At 42.5% G+C, this 11,975-nt stretch carries 10 protein-coding genes; 6 read left to right on the top strand and 4 right to left on the bottom strand.

Features of this window, described 5'->3' with window-relative positions:
- Positions 1-51: 51 nt before the first annotated feature.
- The gene (locus tag HBHAL_RS19335) at positions 52-1,284 is read right to left on the bottom strand and encodes a dicarboxylate/amino acid:cation symporter (RefSeq protein ID WP_014645220.1); all 1,233 of its coding nucleotides are present in this window, start codon (positions 1,282-1,284) and stop codon (positions 52-54) included.
- A gap of 470 nt (positions 1,285-1,754) precedes the next feature.
- Between HBHAL_RS19335 and HBHAL_RS19330 the strand changes: the two genes are divergently transcribed.
- Complete coding sequence (locus tag HBHAL_RS19330) at positions 1,755-3,188, top strand: NAD(P)H-binding protein (RefSeq protein ID WP_014645219.1); 1,434 nt, start codon at positions 1,755-1,757, stop codon at positions 3,186-3,188.
- Between the two features lie 86 nt (positions 3,189-3,274).
- Positions 3,275-3,448, top strand: a complete 174-nt coding sequence (locus tag HBHAL_RS21775) for a hypothetical protein (RefSeq protein WP_014645218.1) — start codon at positions 3,275-3,277, stop codon at positions 3,446-3,448.
- A gap of 760 nt (positions 3,449-4,208) precedes the next feature.
- Here the strand turns inward: HBHAL_RS21775 and HBHAL_RS19325 are convergent.
- The 3 genes from HBHAL_RS19325 to HBHAL_RS19315 are packed head-to-tail and all read right to left on the bottom strand — an operon-like array spanning position 4,209 to position 5,806.
- Positions 4,209-4,931, bottom strand: coding sequence for a hypothetical protein (locus tag HBHAL_RS19325; RefSeq protein WP_014645217.1), 723 nt, complete (start codon positions 4,929-4,931; stop codon positions 4,209-4,211).
- The gene (locus HBHAL_RS19320; RefSeq protein WP_014645216.1) at positions 4,928-5,374 is read right to left on the bottom strand and encodes a DUF948 domain-containing protein; all 447 of its coding nucleotides are present in this window, start codon (positions 5,372-5,374) and stop codon (positions 4,928-4,930) included. The genes HBHAL_RS19325 and HBHAL_RS19320 overlap by 4 nt, the downstream gene beginning before the upstream one ends.
- Before the next feature lie 18 nt (positions 5,375-5,392).
- Positions 5,393-5,806: a DUF948 domain-containing protein gene (locus HBHAL_RS19315; protein WP_014645215.1), complete on the bottom strand. Its 414-nt coding sequence runs from the start codon at positions 5,804-5,806 to the stop codon at positions 5,393-5,395.
- Between the two features lie 420 nt (positions 5,807-6,226).
- Between HBHAL_RS19315 and glgB the strand changes: the two genes are divergently transcribed.
- The 4 genes from glgB to glgA all read left to right on the top strand — a co-directional run bounded on the left by glgB (position 6,227) and on the right by glgA (position 11,962).
- A complete protein-coding gene (gene glgB, locus HBHAL_RS19310; RefSeq protein ID WP_014645214.1) occupies positions 6,227-8,146 on the top strand; it encodes a 1,4-alpha-glucan branching protein GlgB in 1,920 nt (639 codons plus the stop codon).
- Positions 8,136-9,296: a glucose-1-phosphate adenylyltransferase gene (locus HBHAL_RS19305; RefSeq protein WP_014645213.1), complete on the top strand. Its 1,161-nt coding sequence runs from the start codon at positions 8,136-8,138 to the stop codon at positions 9,294-9,296. Before glgB ends, HBHAL_RS19305 begins: the two co-directional genes overlap by 11 nt.
- Before the next feature lie 12 nt (positions 9,297-9,308).
- Positions 9,309-10,415 carry a glucose-1-phosphate adenylyltransferase subunit GlgD gene (gene glgD / locus HBHAL_RS19300; RefSeq protein WP_014645212.1) on the top strand — a complete coding sequence of 369 codons (1,107 nt, stop codon included), beginning with the start codon at positions 9,309-9,311 and terminating at the stop codon, positions 10,413-10,415.
- Positions 10,416-10,531: 116 nt separating this feature from the next.
- On the top strand, positions 10,532-11,962 hold the full coding sequence (gene glgA, locus HBHAL_RS19295) for a glycogen synthase GlgA (RefSeq protein ID WP_014645211.1): 1,431 nt from the start codon (positions 10,532-10,534) through the stop codon (positions 11,960-11,962).
- Positions 11,963-11,975 lie beyond the last annotated feature (13 nt).

Raw genomic sequence — 11,975 nt, 5'->3', positions numbered from 1 at the left:
TTTCTAGGTCACTCTAGAGCTGACACGAGGGTTTTCTGCTTTTTTTAAAATTCATGAAGCTGATTCTGCATTTTGATTTTTCTCCGTTTTATTGATCACGGAAGAGCCTACTAGATCTCCTGTGACGTTCAGAGCGGTTGCGCCCATACCGACAAGGACATCCACAGCTGTTAGAAGCGCCACGGCTTCCATAGGGAGGCCTACTTGAGAAAAGACCGTAGCAATCATGATAATACCTGCTCCAGGTACTCCAGCCGTACCAACAGAAGCGAGAGTCCCTACAATAACGACCTGAATAATGGCCGCCATGCTTAGCGGATCTCCAACGACATTAGCAGCGAATACAGCAGAAACGGCAATCCGAATGGCTGCCCCGTCCATATTTATCGTTGCCCCTAAAGGCAGACTGAAACCGTATAAGCTTTTGGAGATGCCGAGATTATGGGCCGCATTCAAGGTTACAGGCAGCGTACCCGAACTGCTTTGCGTTACAAACGCCGTAAGCATAGGGGTGCGCGCTTCTTTAAAGAAGCCTCCAGGATTTCTTTTCGTAACAAAAAGTAGAACGGTGTATAGCGCGAGCTGAACAAGCAGAGCTATATATAGAACTAAAATAAAGTTTCCTAAAGACCCCAATGTGTTGACTCCCTGAGTCCCTACGACTTCGGCAATAATAGCAAGAATACCGATAGGTACATACTGCAGGATCCCTTTCATAACGGTAAGCGTTGCTTCGTTGAGGGCCTCTATTACTTTATAGAGGTGGTCGCCTAAATTCCCATAGGTTTGAGTGGATCGTAAATAAGAAATCGCAATTCCAAATACAATCGCTGTGAAAATAATCCCGAGCAAATTCATTTCTGTGAAGGCTGTAAATATATTATCCGGTACAATGTTTAATAGAACCTGCGTAACACCTGGATTCTCAGGAACTTCAAAACTTTCGCTCCCATCGAGCGTCGTGCCTGTACCAGGGTTGAAAAGACTGGCGACCAGCACGCCGACCATAATTGCAAAAGCAGAGGTACCTAAATAGTAAAGAAATACCTTTCCTCCCATTCGTCCAAGGTTGCCTATATTCGTCTGGTTTACCCCGACAATCAGGGTCAGTAAGATTAATGGAATAATGATAAACCGAAGCAGACGAAGCAGTAGGTCACCAAAAGGAGCTAAAACAGAAGCTTCCTCTCCAAAAATAAGTCCGATTATAATACCAAGAATAAGAGCGGCGGTGATTTTTTTAATTAGAGACGTTTGCACGTATGTGTTCCACAATGATTTCATGGGGTACCTCCTTTATCCAGCAGGCTGTTGCCTGTTTTAATCCTGACTAAAATACTACATATTACCTGAATACAATAAGACATCGCATCATATGTGTCAAAACTAATGCTCCTTATTGCGTTGCGATCGCTGCCACAGGCTATTGTAAGAGTATAACCATAAAGGGTTTACGACATGAATTGCTCTGTTAATAATCAAGCACCTGTGTGTATTTGTTTGTTCTTTTAACAGAGAAGGTCACGATACTGTAAGGCTCAGTTGCGGACCTGCATGATGCATGTCCTCAAGAAAGCGAGTTGCTACCTTAGTTCACTCCTCCCTTTTTTAATAACGGATTCGAATGATCTCAAAACTGATTCTCTCCTCAATGAAACTCTAAGAAAGAGTATCCACACCAGCCTATCCAAAAGTTACTTTCAGGTAAAAAAAGGGAATTCAGTTTATATGGAATTAAAAAGGAGAGGATCGTTTTGCCTAATCAAAGACCTGTAGTTGCTCTTACGGGAGCGAGTGGGTATATAGGAAATAATTTAATGGATAAGCTGACGGATCACGCGGATGTCATTGCTTTATCAAGGAGCGGCGATAATAAAGAGGACAGTGAAAACGTCACATGGCGTTCCTGTGACCTCTACTCTATGGCAGATGCTGAGAAAGGGCTTGAGGGAGCGGACATTGCCGTGTACCTTGTGCATTCCATGATGCCTGGAGCTAAGCTGACTCAGGGATCTTTTCAGGACATGGACGTTATTCTAGCGGATAACTTTGCCCAGGCAGCTAAAAAGCAAGGGGTTAAACAGATCATTTACTTAAGTGGAATCATCCCGAAGAGTTCTAAATCTTTATCGAGGCATTTAAAAAGCAGGCAGGAAGTCGACCAGATCCTGCGTTCTTATGGTGTTCCGGTGACCACAATCAGAGCAGGACTTATCGTAGGTCCAAAAGGTTCCTCATTTCCAATTTTGAGAAAATTGGTGAAGAGACTGCCGGTTATGCTTCTGCCGAAATGGACCAAGACAGAAACGCATCCTGTCGCTTTACCAGATGTATTGAATGCACTTGATCAAAGTGTGAACAAAGAGGAATTAAAAGACCGGTCGATTGATGTAGGCGGTCCTGAAGTCATGACGTACCGGTCCATGATGCTGAAAACCGCTCAAGTGATGGGGAGAAACCCGAAGCTGTTTGATCTTCCGTTTATGACGGTGAGATTATCACGCTTATGGTTAACCTTAGTTGCCGGTGCACCTAAGGAAATCGCTTATCCGCTGATTGAAAGTCTTACGCATCCGATGACGACTCATCCAGAGAATGAAGTTCCCGGAATCAGCCGGGGGTCGATAACATTTGAAGAAGCAGCAAGGGATGCGCTCGAAAAGGAAAGACAAAGTGAAGGAAAAAGCACTAAAAAAACACCCAACCTGGATATCCAGCATGACGTTCGTTCCGTTCAGCGAATTATTGTTCCCGTTGGTAAAGATGCCAATTGGGTGGCCCAGCATTACGTTAAATGGCTGGAAGACAAATTGAATCCGTGGATTACCACAACCGTAGATGAGAATTTAAATTGCCGCATCGGCTTTTCTTTTACAGAATCGTCCTTGCTGAAGATGAGTTACTCTCATGAGCGGAGTACATCGAACCGTGCGCTTTATTACATTACAGGTGGTGGTCTCTCGGATAACCAGAAGAATATGAGAGGGCGGATGGAGTTCAGGCAGATCCCCGGGACTCACGAAGCCATTGTGGCTATTCATGATTTCATGCCATCTCTTCCGTGGTTCTTCTATAAGTACACGCAGGCCAAAGTCCATTTGCTGGTCATGGCCATGTTCAGCAAACATCTAGAGCGGATGGAAGATCGTTCGCAGGAAGAAGTGAACAGGAACTTTATTACGGAATAGCCCTTCTTTCAAATCTCATGTATAAAAGACCCTGAATTTCAAAGCCTAAACCGAAGAGGCATTTATTTTGAAAGGGTGATCATCAAATGAGTAAGAAGGACAAAAAACCGGATAATCAGTTTAAAGAAAACAAAAACAAAGGCGAGAAAAGAAACGGCCGGCTGGCTCAGTTCAAAAACCATAGCACAGAATTTGGTATGTCTGACAATGAATATATCGATAAGGATCGATTACCGGATCGAGATCCAGATGACATGTAAAGAGGGCGCACGCCCTCTTTTTTTTAGTAGGCTTTTTTAAAGTTTACTGTTGATCTTTCATAAGAAGCTTATTACGCAATAGGGCCGTATTGTGGAAGACTCAGTTTCGAGATAATTTGGATCCGTTACGATATGAGAAAGGGGCTGGTGGGGAAATAACTCGCTTTCCTATGGGGGAACGGTGAGCTTCCTCGGTCGTTTCACTCCCTGCGGGATCTCACCTAGTCCCTTCTCCCATGGGAGTCTCCCCATTTCCCCACCAACCCAGCCACGTGAGTATAACGGACGCTTTTATAAGAGAGAATGTTCTCCTTTTTAATTGGTTCTAAATGCTTTTATGACAGTCTATTTCACATCGTTATAACATGAAAATAGCCTGGTGATCACATGTTTTTTTCTCATTAACCAGTCGATGTCTTAAATGGTTTCGAGTTTCTAATTTGGCCAGGTCCGGAGGGGGACGATGAAGACTTCTGCGGGATGAACATGATCGGTGAGATCCCGCAGGGCTGTTAAGCCCGAGGAAGCTCAGCACATGCCTGCGAAAAGCGAAATCGTCCCCCGCAGGACCAAATTCTTACAAAAGTCTCGAAATCAAGTCTTCAAGTAACGGGAGCTTTACCTTAAAATCATCACGAAAGTTTAGCAAAGCCTTTTAGTAAGAATGATCAGAGCTGAGTAGATCCTGATAAATGTATGTAGTTGTAAATAAATAAAGACTCTACTAATGAATTTCACTAGTAGAGTCTTTATAGTCCGTTTATCGAGTTTTATTTACACTTACTACATTATCTTCCTTCTCAGAAGAAGCAGCTGCTTCTTCTTCAGATTCAGTTAATTCGTCTTTTGCTTCTTTAGCCTTGGTGCCTGCTTCCTGCAGATCCTCTCCAGCGTCTTTCGCTGTTGAGATGATTTCTTCGGATTCTTCTTTAATGTCCTGTACTTTATCGGAAATCTCTTTACCCTGATTGTTGAACACTTCTTGAATCGTTGAAATCGCTTCGTTTGTAATGTTTACGACACGTTTTACGCGAGTCATAATGTCATCTTTTTTACCTGATGGATCTTCTTTTACTTCAGAAGCAAATCCGGTTACAGAATCTTTAGTGGAGCGGGAACCTTCTTTCAGACGCTGTCTTTCCTGAGGATCCTTAATTAGAATAAAAGCTCCACCGATTACGGCACCTGTAATAATTGCAAGTGGAAGTTTTCTGCCGCTTCCGCGTTTAGGTTGATTTTGAGTTTGAGTCGTTTGATTATTTTCCATGTTTGATTTCCCCTTTGTATTAGTTTTAGCTTTTCTTTGCAGCTCTTGTCTCGCTGACTGTATGTTTCTGTACTTCTCTTTGCCCGTTTCTACGAAATTGTCTTTCTTGCGTTCAAACTTCATTTTATAAACAGAGGGGCTTTTCTTAAGTGATTGAGCACTTATACCACTTAAGGCCCCTACAGATAAACCAGTTAGCCAGTCTCTTTTACTCATGATTGACCTCCTGTACTAGCCGTTTTTAACTCTTTCCGTTTTTGTGTTAAATAGTAGGTAAGAGCAAGTGCGCCGTAAATACCGCGCCAGCCTTCTTCGTTAATTTTCTGTTCACCCTCGTGCGTGCTTTCCTTCATGGAATGAGTCATATCCACGAGTGAGGATGTCAGCTTTCTGGAAGATTCCCCGATATCCCCGACAATATAGAAAAGAGGGCTAAGGGCACGTATCTTCTCATTTACATCTGCTAGTGTATCATTACTGTTATTAAGAACATTCGATGTTTCTTTCATAACGGAGTCCAATTGTTCCGGAAGCTGATCGACGGTTTTGCGAACTCCTCCAAGAACATTGGCTAAATTATTCAATGCTTTAATTAAAAATATGGAGACAATTGCAAAAGCTATCCCTATGATAAGTACGCCAATTCCTAAATAGTCCATTGTGTAAGCCTCGCTTTCCTATTTTCTTTGAGTTCTTTTCCATTTCATATACAGATTGAGAGCTGCATCGCCCCATCGCATGGCTTGAGCCACCTGGTCATCTCTCTTATTGGATGCATGAGCGACACTTTCACTCATTCCCTGTAAGGATTGATTCACATTCCCAACTGTTGAACCGACGTTTTGTAAGGAACTTACCAATCCGTTCAATGACTGGGTCTTATTTTCAAAGTCTGCTGCAATGTTGTTCGTTTTCTTTAATAAGCTTTCTGATTCCGTTGTAATCCCCTGCATCTGTCCCTCTACTTTTTCAAGAGTAGTAGAGACACTCGACATTGTACTGGATGCTGCTTTCAATGTCTTCACCACAAATATGGCAATTAAAGCAAAGGAGATTGCGATAATCAGTAAACTGATCCCTGCTAATGACATAACCACTCACCTCTTCATTCGTTTACTTTGTCTTTACCACTAAATAATTTTGGTGAAACCAATTTATTACCATAATCTTTATTACAATAATGTTACCATAAAAGGATCCTGGTAATATCCTCCACCTCAGGTCATCCAATTATTGTAAATTATAAAATAAGGTTTTTAGGTGGGGTTATAGTGGAATAGGAGGAGTAACTCGGTGTAAGCGCTTACTGTAAAGGCTTATGTAGCATTTGGCTCCAATTCGAGCAATATTTACGGAAGCAGGCAAAATTCGACAAAACTTTTCAGAAAATTTTTATTAAATTCAATTGTAAAAGCTAATCTTGGATTTTATGATAAGAATATAGCGGAAATTAGCATGAATTCTTGCTTTAGCGAACAAACTATATTTCTAATCGATAGAGGAGTGATGGTGTGGCCAATGAATCAACGTTAGAACACGATATCTACTTATTTCATGAAGGAAATCTCCGGTATAGTTACCGGCTTCTTGGGGCTCACCCGGATGTTCAGGACGGAGTAGAAGGTATTCGTTTTGCAGTCTGGGCGCCCAATGCTGTACAAGTAAGTGTGGTAGGTATATTTAATGAATGGGACGGAAGACAGAATCCTATGGAGAAAGTGAACGATAATGGGATATGGATGGCCTTTATTCCGAACCTTGAAAAAGGCACCATCTATAAATATGAAATTTTGACGGCTCATGGACATCTTCGTTTAAAAGCTGACCCTTACGCTTTTTCCAGCGAATTGCGCCCCGATACGGCTTCCGTTGTTTATCCTCTTGATAACTATACATGGAATGATGATGAATGGATGAAGGAACGAAAAGCTCAAAATATCTATGAATCTCCTGTATCCATCTATGAGCTTCATTTAGGTTCATGGAAGTATATTGAACCTGAAGTTTACTACAATTATCGTGAATATGCAGATATGGTTATTCCTTATGTTAAGGATCTCGGCTATACACATATCGAACTCCTTCCAATTATGGAACACCCTTTTGACCGTTCCTGGGGCTATCAGACCACTGGTTACTTTGGTGTGACATCACGCTACGGATCACCCGATGACTTCAAATATTTCGTCGATCAATGTCACCAGCATGGGCTCGGAGTCATTCTGGACTGGGTACCCGGCCACTTTTGTAAAGACGAACACGGGTTAAGACGTTTTGACGGGGAAGCCCTCTATGAATATCAGAACCCGAGCAAAGCGGAGAAGACGCAGTGGGGTACGTTAACCTTTGATTTTGGAAGAAGTGAAGTACACAGCTTCTTAATATCCAATGCGATTTACTGGCTGAAGGAATACCATCTGGATGGTCTGCGTGTCGATGCTGTAGCAAGCATGCTGTATTTAGACTTTGGCAAGAACGAAGGGGAATGGGAGCTGAATGAATATGGAGGCCGTGAAAATATCGAAGCGGTTTCTTTCATTAAGAAGATGAATGAGGCTGTATTTGAAGAAGTTCCAGATACACTCATGATGGCAGAAGAGTCGACTTCATGGCCATTAGTCAGTTCTCCCACTTATATCGGGGGACTCGGCTTTAACTATAAATGGAATATGGGCTGGATGAATGACATGCTAAAATACATGGAGACGGATCCCATCCATCGTAAGTACAACCATAATCTCATTACATTCTCATTGTTCTATGCTTTCTCAGAAAACTTCGTACTTCCGATTTCCCATGATGAAGTTGTCCATGGAAAGAAATCGTTACTAAATAAGATGCCGGGCGACTATTGGCAGAAATTCGCAAACTTAAGAGCCTTTTTAGGGTACATGTATGCCCACCCTGGTAAGAAGTTATTATTCATGGGAGGTGAGTTTGGTCAGTTCGATGAATGGAAAGACCTTGAAGATCTTGATTGGGAGCTCCTGGAGTATGACTCCCATGCTGCCACCAAGAATTACATGAAAGAGCTTCACCAACTCTATCTGGACTCGGCTCCTTTATGGGAACTTGATCACAAAGAAGAAGGGTTTTCATGGATTGATGCCCAGAATTACGATCAAAGCATTGTATCATTCGCAAGGAACAGCCGTACATCAAACGATCAATTAATCGTGGTATGCAATTTCACTCCTCAGGTTTATCACGATTACAAAGTAGGAGTACCGAAACATGGCTCATACAAAGAAATCTTCTCGAGTGATGCGGAACGCTTCGGAGGTTCAGGGCAGGTCAATGGAGGGCCGCTCGGAACAATTCCTGAACCCTGGCAAGGCCAGGATCAGCATATCACCATGACCATTCCACCGCTCGGTGTGAGCTTCTTGAAGAGAACTTCAGTATCCAAGGAGGAAAATCATGAAAAATAAAGAATGTGTAGCTATGCTGTTAGCTGGAGGACAAGGAACAAGATTAAAATCACTTACCAAAAAGATTGCCAAGCCTGCGGTGTATTTTGGTGGGAAATACAGAATCATCGATTTTCCTTTAAGTAACTGTACCAATTCAGGGATTGATACAGTCGGGGTGCTTACTCAATATGAACCCCTGATTTTAAATGACTATATCGGTATCGGAGCCCCCTGGGATCTAGACAGAAAATTTGGCGGAGTATCCGTTCTTCCTCCGTTTATGCAGGCAGAAGGCGGAGGCTGGTATGAAGGAACAGCCAACGCCATTTACAGGAACCTGGAATTCCTGAATCAATACGATCCGGAGCATGTGCTCATTCTTTCCGGTGACCACATTTATAAAATGGATTACAGCGATATGCTCGAGTATCACAAATCTTCCGGTGCTGACGCCACCATTTCCGTCCTGGAAGTGCCGTGGGAAGATGCCAGCCGCTTCGGCATTATGAACACAGAAGAAAATGGCCGAATTGATGAATTTGATGAAAAACCTGAATTTCCGAAGAGTAACCTCGCCTCTATGGGCGTGTACATTTTCCGCTGGGACGTGTTGAAGCAGTACTTGATCGACGATGCGGATAAAGAAGGTTCTTCTCATGACTTCGGAAAAGATATTATACCGGCTTTTCTTAAAGATGAGAAGAAGTTAATGGCTTATACCTTTGACGGTTACTGGAAGGATGTTGGTACAGTTGACAGTTTGTGGGAAGCCAATATGGATTTGCTTCAGCCTAAACCAGGACTTAACTTGAATGATCATACATGGAGAATCTATTCCAAAAATCCAAATCAGCCTCCCCAATATATTGCGCCTTCTGCCACAGTCCGGAATGCATTGATTAATGAAGGCTGCCGCATTTATGGAACGATTGATACTTCGGTTATCTTTTATGGGGTACATGTGGGCGAATCCTCCGTTGTTAAGGATTCCGTAGTCATGCCTAATGTGAAGATAGGTAAAAATGTGAAAATTAATCGCGCTATCATAGCAAAAGGAAGCGTTATTGAGGATGGAGCAGTGATTGGCGACCCTGCCCCGGACAGTGAGATTACACTTGTAGCAGAAGAAGGCAGCGTCTTGGCATCAAGCTATGCAGCTAATAGTTAAGAGGAGGATTCTATGGATCAAATAGCAGGAATTATAAACTTGGATCATGAACAGGATTTATTGGATGAACTAACTTACTTCCGGTGCGGGGCTGCGGTTCCATTTGCCGGACGTTACCGAATGATTGATTTTACGATTTCCAATATGACGAATTCGCGCATTGAATCAGTCGCTGTATTCGCCCGTCGCAAATACAGATCACTGATGGACCACCTTGAACAGGGCAAAGCCTGGGATCTGGACCGTAAGCGGGGAGGTCTTTTCATCCTTCCGCCGGACTGGAATGATCCAACTGATATTTCCAGGGGAGATCTGCAGCATTTTCATAACAATATAGATTTCCTAAGGCGTACACTTGCTGACTATATTCTAGTCTCGGGTTCCCAGCACATTTGCAACATCAATTTCCAGGATGTGCTTAAAGAGCATAAAGATGTAAACGCTGATGTTACCGTTATTTATAAAAAAGTGGATGAGCTTTATCCCGAGCATCAAATGGCCCATAAACTGGATGTGGATGAAGAAGGCCGGGTAACTTCCATTAACAATGATCATGGGAATAAAAATGTTTATATGGATATGTATCTTATTAAAAAAGATTATTTGTATGAATTGGTGGAAGAGTGTATTGCCCATGGGTGCTCGCACTTCTTCCTGGATGGCATTAAAGCCAAGATTCCAGATCTTCATGTTCATGCTTATGAATACGAGGGTGTTCATGCTCTGGTAAATTCTGTGGAAAGCTATTACAGAGCCAGCACGAAGCTGCTTGACGTAGAAAAGCGTGACGAATTATTTAGAGATGAAGCCCCTGTCTTAACGAAGGTTAAGAATGAAGCACCTGCTAAGTATGCTGCTTCTTCTAATGTTAATAATACTTTAGTAGCCAATGGTTGTATTATAGAAGGCCATGTGGAAGATAGTATTCTGTTCCGTGGCGTTAAGGTGGGCGAAGGTGCCGTCATTAAAAACTCGATCATTATGCAGCGTTGTGAAATTGAAAGTAATGCAGTCCTGGAAAACGTCATTCTGGATAAAGATTGCAGCATTTCCGAGAGCCGCACACTAATTGGTGCCCCTGAAAAACCATTTGTTTTACCTAAACGAAAAACCATGTAAAATTTTATAAAAAGGGCTGTCTGAACCAATTCATTCTGACAGCCCTTTTTCATCATCATTGCAAGTTTATCGGTCATAATAAGTGAGGTAGTGAACACATAAAGGAGTGAACCACAATGAACATATTGATGATTGGGTCTGAATGCACACCATTTATAAAAACAGGGGGACTGGCGGATGTATTAGGATCTCTGCCTCAATCCTTGAGAGAACAAGGGACAGATGTAAGAGTTGTGCTGCCGAAGTATGAGAATATGGATGACCATTGGAAAATGCAGCTGACTCATTTGGATGAATTAAATGTTCAAATGGGCTGGCGGAACCAATATGCAGGCGTTGAATATATAGAATACGAAGGTGTACCTGTATATTTTATTGATAATGAATACTATTTTAAACGTTCGAACTTGTATGGATATGATGACGAGGCCGAACGATTTGTCTTTTTCAATCGCGCGATCATGGAAATGGTAAACGCGCTGGACTGGCGTCCTGACGTTCTGCACTGCCACGACTGGCAAAGCGGGCTGATTCCTGCCTTGTTACATACCCACTATAAGGATGTGGAAAAGTTTCAGGGAATGAAAACGGTCTTTACCATCCATAATCTGAAATACCAGGGGGTTTTTGCCCGTTCAGTTGCCCATGACTTAATGGATTATGATGAGAATATGATGACAGAAGACACGTTCGAATTTTACGGTGACGTCAATTTTATGAAAGGTGCCCTGAATTTCGCAGATTTTATTACAACCGTTAGTGAAACTTATGCAAAAGAGATTCAAACGCCCTATTTCGGGGAAAACCTAGACGGAGTATTAAGAAAGCGTTCCAATGAATTAGTCGGTATAGTCAATGGAATTAATGAAGAAAATTATAATCCTATGAATGACGAAGCTCTTGCTTTTCCTTTTCGCAGTTCACTGATTCAAAAAAATCAGAACAAGTTATGGCTTCAGGAGCAGTTAGGTTTACCAATCAGGCAGGAGGTACCTATGATTGGCATCGTTTCCAGATTGGTTGAACAAAAAGGATTCGATCTCATCGGTCACGTGATTGACGATCTACTGTCCGAAGAGGATGTACAAATCGTATTACTGGGTACAGGAGAACATGAATATGAGGAGATGTTTCAATGGGCGCAGGACCGGCACCCTAACAAAATGTCTGCCAACATTACATTTTCGGAACCTCTTTCCCGTCAGATTTATGCGGCAAGCGACATGTTCTTAATGCCGTCGAGATTTGAGCCGTGCGGTATCGGGCAATTAATTGCATTACGTTATCTGACTGCCCCTATTGTCCGGGAGACAGGCGGTTTAGCGGATACGGTACATCCTTTTGTAGAGGGTACGGGAGAAGGGAACGGCTTTACCTTTGAGAATTACAATGCCCACGACATGCTCTATACGATCAGAAGAGCCATCGAAATCTATCATGATCCTGTTGCTTGGGAGAAATTAGTCAATAATATTAGCAAGAGCAAGTTCACATGGGAGACCTCTGCTAATGAGTACATGGATTTGTATAAAGCTATGATCCAGTAGCAGGCGGGATGAG

The sequence above is a fragment of the Halobacillus halophilus DSM 2266 genome (assembly GCF_000284515.1).
GTDB classification, from domain to species: Bacteria; Bacillota; Bacilli; order Bacillales; family Halobacillaceae; genus Halobacillus; species Halobacillus halophilus.
Note: the sequence above shows the minus strand (reverse complement) of the source record. Positions and strands in the feature narration are given on the sequence as shown.